The organism is Burkholderia sp. SRS-25, from assembly GCF_004343765.1.
Classification (GTDB): domain Bacteria; phylum Pseudomonadota; class Gammaproteobacteria; order Burkholderiales; family Burkholderiaceae; genus Burkholderia; species Burkholderia contaminans.
On the sequence record NZ_PTXM01000013.1, the window covers coordinates 21,147 to 39,474 of the forward strand.

An 18,328-nucleotide genomic window follows, 5' to 3' on the forward strand; every position below is an offset into this window, starting at 1 on the left:
GCCGTGCCCCGCATCGACAGCCGCGACGCGCGAGCGCTGCCGCCCCCGGACGACGCGACCCCGCGGACCGCGCGCGGCGCGCGCCGGTTCGACTACGCGGCGCTGCTGGCCACGCGCCGCACCGTGGCGCGCCCGGTATCCGATGCGCCGCCCGCGTCGCGCCAGCAGAACGATCCGTCCGATGAAGCCGATCCGTCCTCCGGCCGTGCGGAGCCGTTCCCGCTGATCTCGAACGAGCGCGACGCGCCCGCTTCCGACCCGGCGCCGACGCCCGCCGAACTGGCCGAATGTCGCGCCATCGCCGCGCGCATCGCAAGCGCCGCCGCACCGATCGCGACGGTCACGCTGCAGGAGCAGCGCGACCACCTCGGGCTGCTCGGCGTGCTGTCGCGCGAGATCGCGGCGTTCTGCGGCGATCCCGCGGTCGCGGCCGGCGGGCAGTGGGAAGCGCACGTCGTACTGAGCGACCGGATCCTCGCGGCCACCGAACTGCACGTATCGCTTTCGCATTTCGACCTGCAGCTTCGGTTCGAAACACAGGATCGCGAAGCACGACAGTTACTCTTGGCCCACAGCGTCGCGCTCGAACAGGAACTCGACACGATGCTGCGGGCATGGGGGCAGCCGCGGACCGTCCGTCTCACGGTGTGGTAGCCGGCCCCGCGTGAATTGCCTCGAGCACGACGCCCGGCGGGCGGCCTGCGCGGGCCAACGGCGGCATTTTCCGGCCACGGATGAAACTGACTCGGCATTCGATCACCCCTGGCGACGCGCCGTGCGCGCCGCTCGTCCTGCCGCCGCTCGATCCGGCGAGCGCGCATGCGTCGCGCCGGCTGTTCGATGCGCGCCTGCCGGTGTTCCTGCACGACACGCTCGGCGTGCGCGATTTTCGTTGCGGCTTCGTGGCCGACGCGCCGGACCATGCGGACCCGGCCGTCGCGGAGCTGCGGATCGACACGCCGGCCGGCCCCGTGAGCGCGCATCTGCTGCTCGATCTCGAACGCTACCCCGCACTGTCGGTCTGCGCGTGGTCCGAGGCCCAGGCTGCCGACCGGCGCACGAGCCCCGAACTGACACTGCGCAACGCTGTCGCGAACGTGCTGTGCGGGCCGCTGTTGGGCTGTCTCGATACGCTCGGCCTGACCGGCGCGCAGGTCGTCGCGGTCCGGCGCGGCGCGTGGCCGGCGCCGCGCCCGCACAGCGTGACCGTCGCGCTGTCGCTGACGCTGCGCGACCGGCGGCACGACGCGCTCGTGCAGTTGCCGGGCCGTTGCATCGAGTGGCTGGATGCGTGCCTGGCGCGCACCGCGCGCGCCGGCTGGCTTGATGCGTCGCTGCGCGTTCCGGGCAGCCTCGTGCTCGGCGTGAAGGCGCTGTCGGTCGACACGCTGCAGAGCCTGCGCGGCGGCGACATCCTGCTGCGCGTGTTCGATCCGTCGCTCGACGCCGCGTGGCTGCATGGCGCCGGCGCCCGTGCGGACACCGCGCCGCACCCCGTCGCCTTCGCGACCTGGGGCAGCGCGGGCCTCGCGCATGGCCGGGCCGCGGTGGCCGTGCAAACCCGAACGATCACTTTGTTGAAGGAACCCGTGATGACGGAAACCACCGTCCTGAACACGCCGGACGCCGGGCTCGATGCGCCGGATGCCGAGCAAGCCGTCGAAGTGGGCGAACTCGAGCTGCCGGTGCAGTTCGTCGCCGATACCGTTGCGCTGACGATCGACGAGGTGTCGTCGCTCGCGCCCGGCTACGTGATCGAGCTGCCGACCGCGATCGCCGACCTGACGCTCAAGCTCGTCGCGCACGGCCAGGTGATCGGCTACGGCGAACTGGTCGGAATCGGCGAACACGTCGGCATCCGCATTCTCCGCATGGCGCACGAGCATGGTTCAGTACGGTGACCTGTCCGGCCTGCTGCTGATCGTCGTTGCGATCGGCCTGTTGCCGTTCGTCGCGATGGTCGTGACGTCGTACGCGAAGGTGGTCGTCGTTCTGGGCCTGCTGCGCAACGCGCTCGGCGTGCAGCAGGTGCCGCCGAACATGGTGCTCAACGGCATCGCGATCCTCGTGTCGGTGTACGTGATGGCGCCCATCGGCATGATGGCGGCGAAGACGCTGAGCAGCCAGACGATCTCGCCGCAATCGTCGCAGGCCGTGATCCAGGCAGCCGACGCGGCACGCGAGCCGTTCCGGCAGTTCCTCATCAAGCACACGCAGGAGCGCGAGAGGCGCTTCTTCATGCGATCGGCATCGATCGTGTGGCCGAAGGAGGAGGCGCAGTCGCTGAAGGAAACCGACCTGATCGTGCTCGCGCCGGCCTTCACGCTGACCGAGCTCACCGACGCGTTCAAGATCGGCTTCCTGCTGTACGTGACCTTCATCGTGCTCGACCTGATCATCGCGAACGTGCTGCTGTCGATGGGGCTCAACCAGGTGTCGCCGACCAACGTCGCGATCCCGTTCAAGCTGCTGCTGTTCGTCGTGATGGACGGATGGTCGGCGCTGATTCATGGGCTCGTGCTGACCTACAAATGACCGGAGCCGCCATGGACGTCGATTCGCTGGTTCACGCCGCCACCCAGGGCATGCTGCTGTGCCTGACGGTGTCGTTGCCGTTCGTGATCGCGGCCGCCGCGGTCGGGCTCGCGGTGTCGTTCGTCCAGGCGATCACGTCGCTGCAGGACCAGGCGCTGCCGTTCGCGGTCAAGCTGATCGCCGTGACGATCGTGCTGGTGATCGCCGCCCCGCTGTCCTGTGCCGCGATCCTGCATTTCGCGAACGAGATGATGCGAACGGCGTTTCCCAACTGACGCGAGGCCGCGATGACACGTATCGGACCCCACTCCGCCGCACTCGCCCAGCAGGCGGCGGCCGCGCACCGGAAGTCGGCGAAACCGTCGCGCACGAAGCCGGCCGGGCAATTCGCGACGCTGTATCGCGGCACTCGCTTCGCGCACGGCGGCATGCAGGCACAGCAGAATGCCGCGCAGATGCAGCGCGCGAAGAAAATGGCGGCGCGGCTCGCCCGGCGCCGCCGCACCGCACGCGGCAAACGTGGCGCCGGTTCGCTCGACGGGGCGGACGGCGCCGACACCGCCGGCGAACCGCCGGAACTCGAGGTATCCGGCGACGAGCACGAACGCCGGGGCGGAAACGGCGGCGGGCGCGACAGCCAGGGCGACGAGCAGGACGATGCGAACGAAACGGAACGCGTCGCCACGGCCACGTTCAAGACCGGCCGCAGGCCCACGGCCGGGCCGGCCGCGTCGACGCGTGCCGCGGAATCGCCACCTGCCCCTGCGCCCGGCCTCGATCCGCGCGCGCTGCGCGACGCGTGCGCCCGCGAACTGCTCGCGCTGCCACGCGAGTTCGCCGCGCAGCCGGGTGCCGGCGTCGCCGCGCACGTGCACGCGTGGTCGGCGCGCTGGCTGCGCGTGCAGCAGTCCGGCGTCGCGCTGCCCGAGGCCGATCTCGAGATGCTGCGCACGCAGCCGCCGCAGCAGCGGGGGGCTGTGCCGCTGCCGGAAGCGGCGCGCGACTTCAACGTGCTGGCCGGCCTGCTGCTGCGCCAGTTCGACCGCCCGCGCACACCGCGACAGTCCGCGGACGCGCTCGACACGTTGCGCGCGCTGCGGCGCATGCCGTAGCGCGGCGGCGCCCGATGCTTCGTTCGACACGCGAAGTCTTCGCATCCGGGGCCGGCAGCGCGTTTTTAGCCTCTACATTCACAGCGAGACGGACGATGCGCGCCCGTCGTGCACGGCACCGCCGATTCGGCATACGGACCTGATATCGATTGAACGCTTCGCTCATGAAACAGCTACGGATACTGACGGGATTCCATGCGGGCGCGACGCTGCAGCTCGCGCCGGGTCAGCATCGGGTTCATGGCGGTGCCGATGCGGATATCCGTCTGACGGACTGGAGCGGCCCGGACGTGACGCTCGACGTCGATCCATCCGGCGTCGTGCGTGCGATCACGCGTATCGACGCGCCGGATACCACGCCCGCGGATACCGCGGCCGAACCGGAAACGGTGATCCTGGTCGATTTCGTGCCGATGCGGTTCGGCGAGACGATCCTGTGCGTGGGTCCTGACGACGTGCCGTGGCCGTCGGATCTCGACCTGCTGTCGACGCTGCTGACCCGGCCTGCCGATGCGCGGGTCGATGCCGAGCGGCGCAAACGGCGACGCTACTACGGCGCACTCGTCGCGTGCATCGCGATCGGCATCGTCGCGGGCACCGCCGTGCTGCTGACCACCGCGCCCGACAGCGAGGCCGCGCTGCGACACGGCGCCGACTACCGGACCACCCGCATCCAGGACGCGCTCGCGGCCGCGCACATGACCGAGCTGCAGGTGCGCACGGTCGGGAACACGAGCGTCGTGACGGGCATGGTCGCCAATCTCGCCGACGATCAGCTCGTCCGCTCGACGCTCGCGAAGATCGCATCGAAGGACGTCGTGCGCAGCTACGACGTCGCGCAAAACGCAGTGCACAGCATCGAGGATTCACTCGGCATCGCGGGCGTGCGCGTCAAGTACCTCGGCAACGGCGAGTTCGCGATCACCGGCACGGTCGACAGCAAGGACGCGCTCGACAAGGCCGTCACGCGCGTGCGCGCCGACCTCGATTCGAACATCCGGCGGCTTGTCGTGCAGGCGGTCGAGAATCCCGGCCACGCCGCGCCCGTGACCGGACAGTATTCGGAGATCGTGTCGTCGGACACGGTGCAGTACACGCAGACGCCGGACGGCGTCAAACACATCTACATGACGGACGCACCGGCTGATCCGGTGCCGGCGTCCGGCGTGCCGGTCGCCTCCGGCCCGGCGCTGCCGTCCGTCGACAGCAGCACGATCGTGCGCAGCGCGGAGCAGGTGCATGCTGCGCCCCGCCCGGCTGCGCCGGACTCCTGACTTTCCACCGACCTCGACGGGACCACCGACATGTACGAACCGATTACGCCCTACGCCAAGCAATTCGACAATCTTTCCGCGGTCGTCAGGGATCCGAACGCGGCGCCGACGATCGACGGGATCCAGCGCGCGCTCGCCGAGATCGCGGAGAACGTGAACAACGCCACGCCGGGCGCCGAGATCGAAAACCGGAATCGCGCGACGCTTTACCGCGGCCTGCTGGCCGCCACGCGCGTGATCCAGCAGATCCGGCGGGCGTAGCGCGCCCCGCTTCCGTTCTGTTCCGCTGCGGCCGTTGCCGCTCGAGAACGGTTTATCCGCAGTAACCGTCGTCACTTCACAAGGAGAATCACCATGGCAGGCGCATTGGCAGGTGCAGGTGCAGCAGTCGCGAGCATTGAACAATCCACGGCGGCACAGACCGCGATCACGCAGGCGAGCTCGGCGGCAGCCACCGCCCAGGCATCGAACAACGCACAGCTGAATGCGGCGACGGCGGCAGCCAACGCCACCAATTCGGCAACGGGTTCGCTCAAGGACATCGCGAAGAACCAGTAACGCGCTTCGCACGCCGCACCGCGGCGCCACCGCCGGCGCGACAGGCCAGCCCGACCGGTCGTCCGGCGGGCTCCGGCGCGCCGGCCTCTTCTCATTCCCGCTTTCGTCGCGTCGTCCCGCTCATGAACGATCCCCGCTATCTCGAACTCGTGGCCCAGTTTTGCGCGGTAGTCGGGCTTCACGACGTCGACTACGTGCAGGAAACCGGTTCGGTCGAGGTCGAAGGGTTCGAGGTGCGCCTCGAGCACGTCGAGCGCGACCAGGAGGCGATCTACGCGAACTTCCACTTCGGCACCGTCACGGCGGGCCGCACGCTGCACATTTTCCGGTTGATGCTCGAGGCCAACCTGCTGATCTATGCGCAGGACCAGGCGCAACTCGGCATCGACGCGGACACGGGCTCGATCGTCCTGATCCTGCGGCTGCCCTTCGATCCCGATTTCAGCGGCGCGGATCTCGCGGACCTGCTGGTTCACTATGCCGACCACGGCCGCTACTGGCGGCAGAACATCATCGAGTCGAGCGACGAGATGTTCGAAGGCATCGCTTCCGGCGAATTCTTCTGGCTGCGGGCGTGACCCCGTGACCGGCCGAATCGCGCCGCCCGTACGCGCCGCGCGCAGCGGATCACGGCCCGATGTCCGCGCGACGGGCCAGGCTCAGCGCACTCCATTCGAGCAATGCGACGAAACCGTCCGGCACCGCGATCACATACCGGCGGCCGCTGACGTGCGCGATCGCGCCCGGTTTCCACGCATGCCGTTCGTGCCAGCCGACCGCACGCCGCACGTAGAGCACGCTGGCGCCGACGTGCGCGATGCATTCGTGCAGCCCATTGGCCCGGACCTGCGTCATCACGCGATCCACCGGCTGCGTGAAATCGAGGGTGCGGTCGGTTTGCGACGGCATCGGCCAATGGCTGCCGCCCGCCTGCGGCACGCGCGCGGCCCACAGCGCGTCGAAGCGGTACGCGACCTGCTGCGCGAGCCGGCAGCCGGCCATCTGCACCTTGAGCTGCAGACTTTCGTGGCACTCGTCGGCGGCGAGCGCGAAGCGCTCCTGGGCCAGTATTTCGCCGGCGTCGAATTCCGGTGCGATCCGGTGGCAGGTCACGCCCCATTCGCGATGGCCATCCAGGATCGCGCGCATCAGCGGGTACGGGCCGCGTGCCTGCGGCAGCAGCGAAGGATGGAAGTTGATCGCGCGCCGCACGTACGGCGTCCAGTCCGGAATCCGCCAGCCATACCCGGCCACCACCAGCACGTCGCAATCGAGATCGCGCAGCGTGCGCAGCGCGGCTTCGTCGATTCGCGACAGTTGCAGCGGCAGCCCGTGCCGCGTCGCATGCGACACGATCTCCGCATTCGAATTCACGCGGTCGTCGGTCACGAAGCTGAACAGCGATACGGGTGTCCATCCGGCGCTCGCGAATGTCTCGAGTACACCATGAAACAGATCGAATCCTGCGAGTGCGAAGCGCATGCGGTATCTCCATCGAGGGAACGGCGGCGGCCGGTGCTGCCTGCCACGCGGCGCCGCGCATCCGCCAGCATGTCACGGCGCACCGCGCTACCCGTGCGGCGCGACGAACCCGGCGCCACCCACGCGAAGACATTCCGTGACGCGCGTGCAGGTTCGCGCATTCGCGCCGCGGCGCACGCCATTGCGCAACACTGATCCGACCGATCGATGACGAGCGATCATCATGCGACTGCCCCCATTGACCCACCTCGAAACCGAATGGCTGATACTTCGCCCGCTGGTGCCCGGCGATGCGCCCGCGCTCTTCGAGCAGATGCTGAGCGACCCCGAAACGATGAAGTACCTGCCGATCGGGCGTCACGGCGATCTCGCGCAAACCCACGCGTATATCGCCGAAGCCCGCCGCGGCTGGCGTAACCGGACGCTGATCCGCTATGTGTGCGAGTGCCGCGCCACCGGGCAGCTCGCGGGCGTGATCGAGCTCACCCCGGACCTGCCCGGCGTTCGCCTGTCGGTGATGATCGCGAAGCGCGGCGGCACACGGCGCCGGCGCGCGTGCCTGATGGCCCTGCAGGAACTGCTCGGCTGGCTGCTCGGCCAGCGCGGCGTGCAACGGATCCATGCGCATTGCGTGGCCGGCAGCCCGGCCGGTCACTGCATCGAGCGCCTGGGTTTCCGCTGCGAAGCGGTGCTGAAACGCCACGAGCTGCAGCCGAATCGCGACCTGGACGCAGCGGACTGCCTGCTTTACGTGTTGACCCGCCACGCTTGTCCAGCCGCGCCGGCGCCCGATGCCGGCACCTGGCTGCGCGACTTGCTGCGCGATTCGTCCGGCGGCCGCGCGCGACTGTGACGCAGGCGGTGCGACCCGCCACGCCGCCTGCGCCGCACTACGGCGCGTCGACCGGGATCGACGCCGCGGTCGCGCCCGGCGTCACGTATTGCGCGCACACCGGGTTTTTCCAGTACGTCGCCTGGACCAGCCGGTGCGCGTCGAATTGCACCTGGTACTGACACGTCGCGTATTCGCCGGGGCGACCGGTCGGCAGCTTGAAGACGTAGTTCCACGCGCGGACGCCGTACGTGCCTTCGCTGAAATGCGGTTCATGAATCAGCAGGTACACCTGGTTCTCGGTGATGCCGGGCACGACCTGCCGCAGGTCGCGCGCACTGACCCGGGCGCCGCCGGCCACCCATGCCGCACCCGGATCGGGGAACACCGGCGTGCCGTTTGCCTCGGAGGGTGCGGGCGTGCTGCAACCCGCGAGCAGCATGCCGCCCAGCAGCGCGATCGCCGCGCCCTGCATCGTGTCGATTCTCATGTCGAAGCGGGTCATCCCCGTCGGTTGGTCGGTTGAAAAGGAACGAGGCGGTGCACGCTCATGGGCCGCGCCGTGTGCATCCCGCGCGGCATTGCCAGCGGCAACGCAGGCTGCGACGATGCGGGCAGCCGCCCGCCGGCGTGCGCGGGCGTCGCTCGTCCAGCCATTCGCGTGCCTGCACCACGAACCGCACGACGTTCACCACGCCGGCGGCTTCGTTGCCCGACGCGACGGACGACGGATCGCCCGCATCCGCGCCGGCACCGGTACCGATGCCAGCTTCGTCCGATGGCACGGACGGCCGCGTATGTCGGGCGAGCCACCCGCGTTCGACGAGGTTGGCCTCCAGCGCGCGCACGCCCGGCAGCGCCGCGCCGTGCGCGGCCAGCGAACGCCCCGTGGCGGCCGCGAGCGTGCCTGCGCGGCGCATGGTCGCGCTCGCGTAGCGGCCGGCCGTGCCGGCTGCATCGGCGATGACGTCGTGGGCGGAGCGGGCCGTCGGTGCCGCTTCGCCGCGTCGCGCCGCAGGCATTTGCGTCGTGGCGGTGGTGGTGACGGGCAGCGTGGACGCTCGCGGTTCGGTATCGGGCAGTGCATGACCGCGTGCCGGAGTGAACGGCTCGTTTTGCGCGACGGCGCCGGCACCGGCACGCGGTGGCGTTGCGAGTGGCCCTGCCGGTCCGGCAAAAACCGGCGTTCCGGCCAGCACCCGCGCCGTTTCGCCGGCCGCGCCGTCGGCGTGCGGCCCGACGTCGTCCCGACCTGCGGTGTGCAGCGCCGGCTGCGTATCGGCCGCGGATGCCTCGGCGTTACCTGCACCGGACCGAGGAGACAGGTCGCCCTGCGGTGCCGACGGAAGTGGCAGCGCGCCTTCGGGCGCGGCCAAATCACGCTCCTGCCGTTGCGCTGTGTCGCCGCCTTCGTCGGGCACGATGCCCGATACCGCGTTGCCACCTGCCTGCGCGCTTCCATTGAGTGCCGGGCCCGTGCCGGGCGCCACCGGCCCTGTCGCGCCCCCGTGTATGCCGGGCACACCAAGCGCACCGGGCGCCGTACGCGGCCACGGTACGTCGTCACGTGCCGGCGCGGGCGCCGTGTCCGCGGGCCGCCCCTGGCCCTGCCCGCCACCGGCAGCGTCCTTCAGTTCCGCGCTACCGCCGATCAGCGCGAGCAGGCTCAGCACGACATCGCCGTCGAGCTGCACCGCATCGCGCGCGGCATCCGGCGTCGCGCCGTCGGGCCCGCGCGCGTCGTCGGTCCGGGCGGCCTCAGTTGCCGTGCGGTGTGATGGAATGTGCGAAGACATGGGAGCGAACCGGGGCGAACCGGATGGCGCGCGCTTCCATCCGGCGAAGCCACGGCACGCAACGTGCCCCGGCTCGATCGATCGTCGCGCGTGCCCGTGTCATGCGTCAGCGCCCGCCGGCCGCGTGCCGCGCGACCGGCGCATCGATGTCGTCGGCATACGCCGGCACCGGCATCGTCGTACGTTGCCGTACCGGCGCGACGCGGTGTTCGCTCGTCTGGATGAAGATGCGGTAGCCGACCGCATACATCGTGCGCAGGTAGACGCCGTGCTCGCCGTTCAGGCTGAGCTTCTTGCGCAGCTTGTAGATGTGCTGTTCGAGCGAGCGGCTGACGACGTCCTCCGGGCTGCCCCACACCGTCCGTGCGATCTCGCCGCGGGCGACGTACTTGTCGAACTGCGAGAACAGCATCCACGCGATCGCGAACTCGCGCGACGTGAGCCGGATCACGTCGCCGGCCACGCTGACCGCCGACGCATGGCGATCCAGCCGGTACGGGCCGCACGTCAAGCGTTCGCGGTCCACGCTGCTGCGCGTGCACTGGAGCCGGCGACTGGTCAGGCGCAGACGCAGCAACAGTTCCGGCAGGCTGATCGGCGCGAGCACGATCTCGTCCGTCTCGTAGTCCAGCAGGTCCACGGCGTCCATGCTGTCGCCCGGCGAGCAGATCAGGATCAGCGGCGCGCGCTGGACGCCGTGGCACGCGCGATGGACGAGCACGGGATGCTGCGGATCGATGCCCCGCTCCATGCTGATCAGGATCGCATCGAATTCGCGACGCGTGAGCGCGCGGGCGAAGGTCGTTTCGTCGTCGAACCGGTCGACGGCGATGCCGTTCGCGGCGAGATGGCTGCAGATTGCATCGCGCCGCGTCATGTCTTTGGAGAAAACCGCAAGATTCATTATCAGCTCGTTCCCTGTATGAGCAGGCAGGAAAGGCGTCGTCCATGCCGGCCGGCGGGCGGCTTCATGCGAGGAGCGATGTCATGGTTCCGACTGCGGCAACTGGATGCTCCGGCGACGGCGACGGGCTGCGTCGTCGAAGGCGGATGCGATGAATGCTACATACGACCCCGGGCAAGGGAGCCGGATCGGTAAATGGAGAATGTCAGGCGAAATCAGCGGAATACGCCGCAGCTATACGCAAATGGCGTCACCAAAAAAATAGCCACGCGGGGAGCATTGGTATTGATTTTCAATGCCATTCCCATCATTGAATTCGCTTGAATTCGTTTAGCTTAACCGATAAACAAATCAATGAAAAATGAGTTGATCGTGTCGCGCAAATTGTTATGCGGACCCCGTGAAAACCGCAGTGCGATGATTATGCTGCATCCGACAATCTTTCGCATTGCGCTTATCTGTAACGAATTGTCAACGAGACTTCCCTTGCCAATTTCACCTTGATTTGTTTAGCTTAATGTGTAAACAAATTAATATCGACCGATTGCGCTGGTGACAATTTTTTATGTCGATTCGATTAAATCCTCAATGATTCCATTGTGTCGATTTATGCTGATTTTTCATGAAGTGCGCCTTCCATTCATCGCGCGTCGATTGATGGTATCGGTTCACCCGTTTCAAGGCACGGCCGCTTCCGGTTGTGCGAGGTCGCGGTTCATCGCCGCCAGGTAGCGGCCGTCGAGGAACCGGCACTCGTGTTTCAGCATGCCGTAGAGGATGAAGTCGGTCCGGTCGGACGCCCCCTCGCGAATCACCCCTTCGCGCCGGAAGCCGAGATTTTCGTCGAGCCGCTGCGCGGCCGGGTTGTCGGCGCGGACGTAGCCGCTGATCCGGTTGCAGCGCAACAGGATGAACGGGAAGCGGAACGCCGCGCAGACGAATCCGGGCGTGATGACGTGCGGCGAGCCGGCCACCGCGAAATGCATCGCCACGTTGGGGCCGTTGTAGGCCTGATACACGACGCCGGCCACGAGTCGGCCATCTTTCTCGAGGCCGATCGCGTCGTCGTAGTTGGGGTAACGCGCTTCCCCCGTCAAGGACGCCACGAACTGCATCACGTCCTCGCTTCGATCCAGAATGAGCCGTCTCATGCCAATTGCGAGTGCCATGCGGCGAGGCGCGTCGCGCCTGCCGCGTCGTCTGTCGTGTCCGGGCCGGCGGATTGCCGCTGCCGGTCCGGCCGTGCCTGCTGCGTCAGACGGTGACCGTCTGCCCCTGCGGATCCACCGGTCCCAGCCCCAACTGGCTGAGTTTTTCGACTTCCTTGCCGGTCGCCGCATCCTGCGCTTCGCCCTGGCTGCCGCGCAGGTCGCCCGCCGACACGCTGACATCGGACGCGTCGATCGTTTCGCGGCCCTGCGGCTGGTGCTTGCCGTTCGTCGAGCCAGTGTTCAGGATCTCGGCTGCGGTGCTCTTGCCGCTGTCGAACGTGACCGAGCCGTCCGCGTTCTGCTTGCCGATGCTCTTGCCGCTCTTGTCGTAGATATTGCCCTGATCGTCCATCTGCACCTGCACCGTGCCCTTGTCGGTGCTCAGCTTCACGTTGTGCAGCCCCTGGCCGGCCTGTCCGGAGCCGCCCAGGCCGACCGGGAGCCCGCCGTTCGCATACGGCGAGTTGCCCGATTGCGGCACGCCGCCATTCGGCGACGAGCCGTCACCGAGCGTGATCGTGATGGTCTGGCCGCCGGTCGGCGCATTGCCCATGCCGAAGTTGGCGTTCTGGCCGCCATCGGGCACGCTGTTGCCGCCGTTCGCGTTGTACCCGCCGTTGTTTTGCGGGTAGCTCACCGGGATCGTCGAACCGGCGTCCGGGCTGCCGTTTCCGTTGCCGTTCGGACCGCGGAGATCGCCCGCCGACACGCTGACGTCGGACGCATCCATCGTTTCACGGCCTTGCGGCTGGTGCTTGCCGTTCGCCGAGCCGGTATTCAGGATTTCGGCCTCGGGGCTCTTGCCGCTGTCGAAGGTGAACGAGCCGTCCGGGTTCTGCTTGCCGATGCTCTTGCCGCTCTTGTCGTAGAGGTTGCCCTGGCTGTCCATCTGCACCTGCACGGTACCCTTGTCCGAGCTCAGCTTGACGTTGTGCAGCCCCTGGCCCGCGCCACCGAGGCCGTTCACGCCACCGTTACCGCCGGCAGGCGGCTTCAGGAGCGCGGCCAGCGAACCGGCGTCCAGCGTGAGGTTCACCGGCTGATTCGCCGACGATGCACCATTGGCGCCTGAATTGCCGAAGTCGGTCGGCGTGGTCGTCGACGGACTGACGGTAATCGTGATATTCGCGGCCATATCGGACACTCCTGTCTTTGATTGGAAGTATTTACCCGGCTTGCATTTCGTGCGGTCAATATAGGTGAGTGGATGACACGACACGGGAACCGGCACGTATCGACGCGCATAAATACGAAGCGAAATATCGATTGCGGCGCGTCATAATTACCTGACTCAAAATCGCAATCATGAAAAATTGACCGCCCCCTCTGCAATTACCGGCTTCTTCGCCGATCGCCGGCGATTGCCGCGACCCTAGCGCCGCCCCATCGCTGAACCGAGTGCCGATTCGAGACGGTCGGTTGGCGACTGCGCCATCAGCCTGACGATCGGATCGGGATCGTCCTTCATCTGCTTGGCCTGATCCTCGTCGAGCGGCTTCTGCGCGACACCGCCGGCCGCGGTCCGCAGGTGGGCGATCGCCTCCATCTTCGACATCCCGAGATCGCGCATCAGTTGCAATGCCGATGCGATGTCGCTGCCGCCGTCGGCTCGCCGGTCGTCGTCGACCGCCTTGCGATAGAACGCCTTCAACTCCTTGTGACGCACGCCGCCGCTCGCCTGCAGATAGGCGGGCGCCAGCGACTGGCGGCCGTGGCTTTCCTCCAGCATCCCGACCACGCGCGCGGCCGCATGCTTCTTCACGAGGTCGACCTCCTGCTTCTTGTTGTCGGTCGACTTGTTCTCGTCGAACAGGTCGAACTTGAGCGGCAGGAAGCGCCCGATGCGCTGCTGGTTGACGGTGTTGCGAATGCCGTCCCAATCGCCCTTTTCCGTCGCGCCCGGCTCGCCGTCGAACTGTTTCTCCAGCCGGTTGCGCATCGCGCCATCGGCGATGGCCGCCATCTTCTTGTCGCGGTAGTGCTGCTTGAGCGAGTGGGCGGCCTTGCGGTTGTCGAGCAGGTCGCGCCCCGACAGGATCGCGCCGCCTGCGATCGCCGCCGGCGCGGCGCCATGCGTGCCGACCGCGAGGCCGACGCCGGCCCCGATCCCCACGGCCGACATGGTCGTCTTGATCGCCGACCGGACCACGCGGTTCTTGCCCTGGACCTCGGCGATGTAGCGCCCGGTCAGCACGTCGAGCATCTTCTCCCGCTGGGGGCCGTCGGGCTGATTCAGGATCGCCACCTTGAGATCGTAGCGGGACTGGAAGTCGGTCTTTCCCGCGACTTCCGACAACGGCACCTCATGGCCGCCCGTCGCGACCTTCGGGTCGTCGCCGGAAGCCGGCCAGTTACCCAGCTGCTTCTGGTAGCGGCTCTTGCGCAGCGCGGACGAGCCCAGCTCCTGCGCCGCGTAGACCGTATTCACGCCTTCGTGCGCCAGGGCCAGCGCGGACGCCGGCGAGGCGGTCAGATGCGCCTTCGTCAGCCCCTGCACGATCCCGCCTTCCGGTTTCGTCTTGTTCAGCAGTTGGGGAAGCGCGTTCTCGTTGTCGACCTTGATCCATCGCCCGAATCTGCGTAGCGCCTTCGCGCCGACGGAGGCGTTCGGCACGAGCCGGCCCAGTGCTTCGCCATGCGGGCGCGGCGCGGCTTCCTTCTTCCCGGTGTTCGTCGTTCCGTCCGTCTTTTTGGGTGGGTCGTCGGCGCGCTTGCCCGTGGCCAGGTCGGCCGGCGGCGGGGTCGTGACGGTCGGGGTCAGCGACGCCGGCTCCGGTTTCGTCGCGTCGATCCTGCTGCCGGCTGCCTTGTCCGGTGTGCTGGTAATCGCCTCGAAGTGCCCGTGCTGGTCCCAGACGACGACACGGTGCGTCGGCACCTGTCCCGCGCGATGCTGGCTGCCGTGAAACTGGCCGAGCGTCGTGACCGGATGCGTGTCGTCGACCCCCGCCTGCACGACACCGACCTGCATGTCGACCCCGAACTTCTCGTTCACGAGCGAGACGAGTGCCGCGCCGTGTCCGCCCTCGTTGGTGTCCAGCAGCAGCATCCTGCCCCTCTCGTCCGGGTGCTGCGCGTCGAAGCCGGCGCGGATCTCGCTCACCGCCTGGTCCAGCGCCGGACCGTCGAGGTCCGGCCTCGCGCACTGCACGAGCGCGTAAATCGAGCAGTTGTTGTCGCGGCCGCTGTTGCGGATCGGCTGCATGTCCTGACCGGCCAGCGACCGCTCGAAGCGCTCGTTGGACGCGCGAGTCGCGTCGAGTTGTGCGTTGCGCGCTGCCTGCGGCACATCGGCGACCACCGGCGTGTGCTTGTCCTTGCCGGAAGGCGGTTTGACGGACGGCGGCGTAACGGCCGGCGTGTCGACGTCGGCGGCTTCGCCGAAATACGTGTCGAATACGCGACCGAGACGCGCCACATGGTCGCCCGTTGCGGGCGGATCGGCGGTCTCGGCCGTCTTGGCGGCCTTCGCGACCGGCGTCGTCCCGGTCTCCGTCTCGTGCAGCGTGGCCGCGACGACGGCCGGCACATGCCGGGGCTCGGACGGTTCGACGTCGCTCGTCTTGTCCGTGATCGATACGGGCCGGCTTTTCGATTTCAGCGAAGCGAGCGACGTGTTCGAGCGTAGCGACGGCGATTTCCTGACGGTGAAGCCCGTCGCGCGCTCGCTGCCCGGCAGCGCACCGGGCCGCGCGACGCCATCCAGCGCCCTCAGCGTTTCCGCGCCCCAGTCGGACGGCGATTCCCGCGGCTTCTCCACCGACTTCCGGGCCGAGCGCGTATCCAGCCCGGCAAGCTGCGGTGGCGGCGTCGCGACCGGAGAAGCCTTCTGCTTGACGGTTTCCGGCGCCTTGCGTTCGCCGGACGTCGTCGAGGGGTCGGGCTGCCGCCGCTCGAGCACGGCATTGCTGATCTTTCGGAACATGGGGATCTCGCGGCAGGATCGTATTGCGCGCTACGTTCGCATAGTGCGGGCGCGGATCCGGCAGCGATACGAAGCGAGTGCCACTTTCGCGAAGGCCGTTCAGGCTCGTCCGCGTACGGATGCCGACAGCGGCGCTGCGCGTTGCGCGTTACGCGGTGAATGCGAAAAGACGTTCGGGGATCCGAATGCGTCACGGTTTCAGGCATGACGCATCCACTACACTCGGTTCGACATGTCCGGCGACCGTCGCATCTTCCCCGGAACACCGTTGCCTGACCGGGGCCGCCAGCGTCCTCCCGATTCTCCCTGGAGCACTTCCACCATGAAAATTTCGTCTGCCCGCAGCGGTGCCGTTTCCGAACACACGCAGGACAGCCCGATCGAGCCTTCCGCAGGAAAGCCGCGGGCGCCTGCAGCATCGTTGGGAAAGCTATCCGACTTGTCGTCGATGGCGCGCCCGAAGCGCGGCGCAGGTGCAACGGGTGCCACGATGGGCGCGGACAACGGCACGACGCCGTTTCACGCCGGCACGCAGAACGATTGCGGCCTGCACACCATCGCGTCCCTCACCGGCTGGTCCGAACCCACCGTGGTGCAGAAGCTCGGGCTGTCGGAGCAGGACGTGAAAGACATCAGCGCGCACGGCATGCAGCCCGATACGGTGACCGCCGCGTTCAAGCACATCAACAACGGCAACGTCGAGCATCGCCAGGGCACCGCCGACGATCTCGTCAAGGGGCTCGCGCAATTCCCCGAAGGTCACCAGTTCGCGCTCGGCATGCAACGCGATTCGGGCATCGGTCACCTGGTGTCCGCGAAACGGGTCGGCGACCGTCTCGACATCACCGACCGTCAAATCAACCAGACCACATCGGTCCGCAACGAGCAGGAGCTTCAGCAATACCTGCAGCAACAGGGTGCATCGAAAATCCACACCTGGTACGACAAGTAAGCCGCGTACCGGCAACCGGTTCCCTGCCCGATCCGGTCGGGCAGCGCCGGCGAGCAGATCGGCGCGTTGAAGGCGACACGCCTGACTCACGGCAACACCGTTGCACGTGGCCGTTCCCGCGATTGCACCGCTGTCACCGATCTGCCACCGTCGACCGGTAGCGTTCGGGTCCGACCCACGCTATCGACAGACGAATTCGTGCTATACGCGACGCGTTGACCGATGTCGATGTATCCCCAGACGAATGCGGCCGGTTCCGATGGATCGACCTTGATGGTCGCTTACCCGAGCGGCACGACACTCCCGAGCAGAATCCGCACGAGCGTCGCCTGGCGCGTGACGCCCGTCTTCGAGAAGATCGCGCGCAGGTGCGTGCGCGCCGTGTTCTTGCTGATCCCCGATTCCTCCGCTGCCTCCTCGAGCGTCAGGCCGTTCGTCAGCAGCAGCGCGAGCGACGTCTCGGCGGGTGTCAGGTCGAACAGCTTGCGGATGATCTCCTGCGCGCCCTGCGGCTTGCGGTCGGGATCGCGCAGGAACAGCGTGACGGCCGGCCGCCGCTTGTTGTCCTCCGACCAGTCGGACAGCAGCACCGTGCGCACCAGCAGCCCGAGGCGCGGCTTGTCGAAGCTGCGTGTGATCGGCATCGCCTCGACGGTCGCCGCGGCCGTGCCGTGATGCCCCATCACCGCATGGCGGATCAGCCGTTTCAGCGTGCGGTTCTCCTGCGCATCGGTCGCCTCGATCGTGCCGCGCGCAATCGTCAGACCGTTGTTCTGCTTGAGGATCTCGTCGGCCACGCTGTTCAGGTCGATGATCGTGCCGTTCTCGTCGAGCGTGATCGTGCCGATCTGCATCCGGTTGATCGCATTCGCATAGATCGAGCGTTCGACCTCGGCGGTGTCGAGCCGCGAATGCAATTCCACCGCGCGTTTCAGATGCGGCAGCAGCAGCGCGCAGATCGCCTTGTCGCGCGTGGAGAACTGCTTCGACGCATGGTTGCGGCACACGCGGAAGCGGCACTCGACGCCCGACGCCGTGCGCAGGTCGGCGCCGAGGATATAACGCACGTCCTGCGGCTTCAGGAACTGCTTGTACAACTCGCTCGACAGCCAGCCCGTGTCGCCGAACACGTCGTCGACCGTGACCACGCGATCGGCCGGCAGGCCGACGAACGGGTCGAGCGAATAGTAGTAGTTGTTGTACGACGCCTCGCCGTCGCCCGGCACCACCGGGCCGAATTCCGACGCGTGCACGGACAGCGGCGCGCGGCGGTCGCTCGCGGCCGCGCGCAGGATCAGCGTCACGTAGTTCGCCTGCAGCCAGCGGCGGACCAGTTCGAGCGCGCCGGCCCACGGCGGCGTCTCCAGCGGCCCCTGGTAGATGCGCGCCATCAGTTCGCTGAAATCCGCGACGCCGATGTCGGCCTCGTCACTGGTTGCCTGGCTCTCTTGCGGAGCCCATCTCGTCTCCATCAGCACGCTCCATCCTCCATACGACATGTTTCCGGCGCGACCCAACCGCGCCGCCATGATTAAGACGCGTCTAAATTCCGGCGTCATCGGGAGATTCACTGAATGGTGAGAATTGGCCATCCGTGCGAACGAACCATCGTCCGATCGGATGATGTGGCGCCCTGCCCGCTGCGCTGGAATGCGCGTCAGGCCTTGCCGGCAAGCGTCCGGCGCGGACTCAGGGAAAACCGCGACACGGGTTTACCTGATTCAAAACGCATCCGATTCAGACAGGA

General features: G+C 67.6%; 19 protein-coding genes. 11 read left to right on the plus strand and 8 right to left on the minus strand.

From position 1 onward, the window contains the following. Nucleotides 1–3 precede the first annotated feature (3 nt). The 9 genes from sctP to C5O79_RS18315 all read left to right on the plus strand — a co-directional run bounded on the left by sctP (nucleotide 4) and on the right by C5O79_RS18315 (nucleotide 6,057). On the plus strand, nucleotides 4–654 hold the full coding sequence (gene sctP / locus C5O79_RS18275; protein WP_122475811.1) for a type III secretion system protein SctP: 651 nt from the start codon (nucleotides 4–6) through the stop codon (nucleotides 652–654). Nucleotides 655–734: 80 nt separating this feature from the next. Then, the gene (gene sctQ / locus C5O79_RS18280) at nucleotides 735–1,901 is read left to right on the plus strand and encodes a type III secretion system cytoplasmic ring protein SctQ (RefSeq protein WP_131931546.1); all 1,167 of its coding nucleotides are present in this window, start codon (nucleotides 735–737) and stop codon (nucleotides 1,899–1,901) included. Further along, nucleotides 1,885–2,535 carry a type III secretion system export apparatus subunit SctR gene (sctR, locus tag C5O79_RS18285; RefSeq protein ID WP_122475806.1) on the plus strand — a complete coding sequence of 217 codons (651 nt, stop codon included), beginning with the start codon at nucleotides 1,885–1,887 and terminating at the stop codon, nucleotides 2,533–2,535. The genes sctQ and sctR overlap by 17 nt, the downstream gene beginning before the upstream one ends. Nucleotides 2,536–2,546: 11 nt before the next feature. Then, complete coding sequence (gene sctS / locus C5O79_RS18290) at nucleotides 2,547–2,810, plus strand: type III secretion system export apparatus subunit SctS (RefSeq protein ID WP_046547810.1); 264 nt, start codon at nucleotides 2,547–2,549, stop codon at nucleotides 2,808–2,810. A gap of 12 nt (nucleotides 2,811–2,822) precedes the next feature. Continuing rightward, a complete protein-coding gene (locus C5O79_RS18295) occupies nucleotides 2,823–3,647 on the plus strand; it encodes a hypothetical protein (protein ID WP_122475804.1) in 825 nt (274 codons plus the stop codon). A gap of 164 nt (nucleotides 3,648–3,811) precedes the next feature. Next, the gene (locus tag C5O79_RS18300) at nucleotides 3,812–4,921 is read left to right on the plus strand and encodes a hypothetical protein (protein WP_052759315.1); all 1,110 of its coding nucleotides are present in this window, start codon (nucleotides 3,812–3,814) and stop codon (nucleotides 4,919–4,921) included. 30 nt (nucleotides 4,922–4,951) lie between these two features. Next, complete coding sequence (locus C5O79_RS18305) at nucleotides 4,952–5,182, plus strand: type III secretion protein (RefSeq protein ID WP_131931548.1); 231 nt, start codon at nucleotides 4,952–4,954, stop codon at nucleotides 5,180–5,182. A 93-nt stretch (nucleotides 5,183–5,275) separates the two neighbouring features. Continuing rightward, nucleotides 5,276–5,479, plus strand: a complete 204-nt coding sequence (locus C5O79_RS18310) for a hypothetical protein (protein WP_046547807.1) — start codon at nucleotides 5,276–5,278, stop codon at nucleotides 5,477–5,479. Nucleotides 5,480–5,601: 122 nt separating this feature from the next. Beyond that, the gene (locus C5O79_RS18315) at nucleotides 5,602–6,057 is read left to right on the plus strand and encodes a CesT family type III secretion system chaperone (RefSeq protein WP_046547806.1); all 456 of its coding nucleotides are present in this window, start codon (nucleotides 5,602–5,604) and stop codon (nucleotides 6,055–6,057) included. 49 nt (nucleotides 6,058–6,106) lie between these two features. On the opposite strand, the gene C5O79_RS18320 is transcribed toward C5O79_RS18315, so the two are convergent. Further along, nucleotides 6,107–6,961: a formyltransferase family protein gene (locus tag C5O79_RS18320; protein ID WP_122475802.1), complete on the minus strand. Its 855-nt coding sequence runs from the start codon at nucleotides 6,959–6,961 to the stop codon at nucleotides 6,107–6,109. Between the two features lie 223 nt (nucleotides 6,962–7,184). Here C5O79_RS18320 and C5O79_RS18325 point away from each other — a divergent pair, with 223 nt between their 5' ends. Continuing rightward, nucleotides 7,185–7,814 (plus strand): GNAT family N-acetyltransferase, encoded by a 630-nt coding sequence (locus tag C5O79_RS18325; RefSeq protein WP_046547804.1) that lies wholly within the window; start codon nucleotides 7,185–7,187, stop codon nucleotides 7,812–7,814. Between the two features lie 37 nt (nucleotides 7,815–7,851). Here C5O79_RS18325 and C5O79_RS18330 read toward each other — a convergent pair whose 3' ends face one another. From C5O79_RS18330 to C5O79_RS18355, 6 genes are all read right to left on the minus strand, one after another. After that, nucleotides 7,852–8,283: an outer membrane protein assembly factor BamE gene (locus tag C5O79_RS18330; protein ID WP_160310326.1), complete on the minus strand. Its 432-nt coding sequence runs from the start codon at nucleotides 8,281–8,283 to the stop codon at nucleotides 7,852–7,854. A gap of 58 nt (nucleotides 8,284–8,341) precedes the next feature. Then, nucleotides 8,342–9,283 carry a hypothetical protein gene (locus C5O79_RS18335; RefSeq protein ID WP_131931550.1) on the minus strand — a complete coding sequence of 314 codons (942 nt, stop codon included), beginning with the start codon at nucleotides 9,281–9,283 and terminating at the stop codon, nucleotides 8,342–8,344. Nucleotides 9,284–9,695: 412 nt separating this feature from the next. Then, nucleotides 9,696–10,493: a response regulator transcription factor gene (locus C5O79_RS18340; RefSeq protein ID WP_122475797.1), complete on the minus strand. Its 798-nt coding sequence runs from the start codon at nucleotides 10,491–10,493 to the stop codon at nucleotides 9,696–9,698. Between the two features lie 677 nt (nucleotides 10,494–11,170). Beyond that, nucleotides 11,171–11,644: a GNAT family protein gene (locus tag C5O79_RS18345; protein ID WP_122475795.1), complete on the minus strand. Its 474-nt coding sequence runs from the start codon at nucleotides 11,642–11,644 to the stop codon at nucleotides 11,171–11,173. A 103-nt stretch (nucleotides 11,645–11,747) separates the two neighbouring features. Then, nucleotides 11,748–12,839: a hypothetical protein gene (locus C5O79_RS18350; protein WP_052759311.1), complete on the minus strand. Its 1,092-nt coding sequence runs from the start codon at nucleotides 12,837–12,839 to the stop codon at nucleotides 11,748–11,750. A 237-nt stretch (nucleotides 12,840–13,076) separates the two neighbouring features. Continuing rightward, nucleotides 13,077–15,629 (minus strand): hypothetical protein, encoded by a 2,553-nt coding sequence (locus C5O79_RS18355; protein ID WP_122475793.1) that lies wholly within the window; start codon nucleotides 15,627–15,629, stop codon nucleotides 13,077–13,079. A gap of 232 nt (nucleotides 15,630–15,861) precedes the next feature. On the opposite strand from C5O79_RS18355, the gene C5O79_RS18360 reads away from it, so the two are divergent. After that, nucleotides 15,862–16,581, plus strand: coding sequence for a hypothetical protein (locus C5O79_RS18360; protein WP_124493231.1), 720 nt, complete (start codon nucleotides 15,862–15,864; stop codon nucleotides 16,579–16,581). A 281-nt stretch (nucleotides 16,582–16,862) separates the two neighbouring features. On the opposite strand, the gene C5O79_RS18365 is transcribed toward C5O79_RS18360, so the two are convergent. After that, nucleotides 16,863–18,053 carry a LuxR family transcriptional regulator gene (locus tag C5O79_RS18365; RefSeq protein WP_122475790.1) on the minus strand — a complete coding sequence of 397 codons (1,191 nt, stop codon included), beginning with the start codon at nucleotides 18,051–18,053 and terminating at the stop codon, nucleotides 16,863–16,865. Nucleotides 18,054–18,328 lie beyond the last annotated feature (275 nt).

Excerpts from the sequence above, each read along its gene's own strand:
- sctQ (WP_131931546.1), top strand. The coding sequence starts at position 735 with ATGAAACTGACTCGGCATTCGATCACCCCTGGCGACGCGCCGTGCGCG.
- sctR (WP_122475806.1), top strand. The coding sequence starts at position 1,885 with ATGGTTCAGTACGGTGACCTGTCCGGCCTGCTGCTGATCGTCGTTGCG.
- sctS (WP_046547810.1), top strand. The coding sequence starts at position 2,547 with ATGGACGTCGATTCGCTGGTTCACGCCGCCACCCAGGGCATGCTGCTG.
- C5O79_RS18295 (WP_122475804.1), top strand. The coding sequence starts at position 2,823 with ATGACACGTATCGGACCCCACTCCGCCGCACTCGCCCAGCAGGCGGCG.
- C5O79_RS18300 (WP_052759315.1), top strand. The coding sequence starts at position 3,812 with ATGAAACAGCTACGGATACTGACGGGATTCCATGCGGGCGCGACGCTG.
- C5O79_RS18305 (WP_131931548.1), top strand. The coding sequence starts at position 4,952 with ATGTACGAACCGATTACGCCCTACGCCAAGCAATTCGACAATCTTTCC.
- C5O79_RS18310 (WP_046547807.1), top strand. The coding sequence starts at position 5,276 with ATGGCAGGCGCATTGGCAGGTGCAGGTGCAGCAGTCGCGAGCATTGAA.
- C5O79_RS18315 (WP_046547806.1), top strand. The coding sequence starts at position 5,602 with ATGAACGATCCCCGCTATCTCGAACTCGTGGCCCAGTTTTGCGCGGTA.
- C5O79_RS18320 (WP_122475802.1), bottom strand. The coding sequence starts at position 6,961 with ATGCGCTTCGCACTCGCAGGATTCGATCTGTTTCATGGTGTACTCGAG.
- C5O79_RS18325 (WP_046547804.1), top strand. The coding sequence starts at position 7,185 with ATGCGACTGCCCCCATTGACCCACCTCGAAACCGAATGGCTGATACTT.
- C5O79_RS18330 (WP_160310326.1), bottom strand. The coding sequence starts at position 8,283 with ATGAGAATCGACACGATGCAGGGCGCGGCGATCGCGCTGCTGGGCGGC.
- C5O79_RS18340 (WP_122475797.1), bottom strand. The coding sequence starts at position 10,493 with ATGAATCTTGCGGTTTTCTCCAAAGACATGACGCGGCGCGATGCAATC.
- C5O79_RS18345 (WP_122475795.1), bottom strand. The coding sequence starts at position 11,644 with ATGAGACGGCTCATTCTGGATCGAAGCGAGGACGTGATGCAGTTCGTG.
- C5O79_RS18350 (WP_052759311.1), bottom strand. The coding sequence starts at position 12,839 with ATGGCCGCGAATATCACGATTACCGTCAGTCCGTCGACGACCACGCCG.
- C5O79_RS18355 (WP_122475793.1), bottom strand. The coding sequence starts at position 15,629 with ATGTTCCGAAAGATCAGCAATGCCGTGCTCGAGCGGCGGCAGCCCGAC.
- C5O79_RS18360 (WP_124493231.1), top strand. The coding sequence starts at position 15,862 with ATGTCCGGCGACCGTCGCATCTTCCCCGGAACACCGTTGCCTGACCGG.
- C5O79_RS18365 (WP_122475790.1), bottom strand. The coding sequence starts at position 18,053 with ATGGAGACGAGATGGGCTCCGCAAGAGAGCCAGGCAACCAGTGACGAG.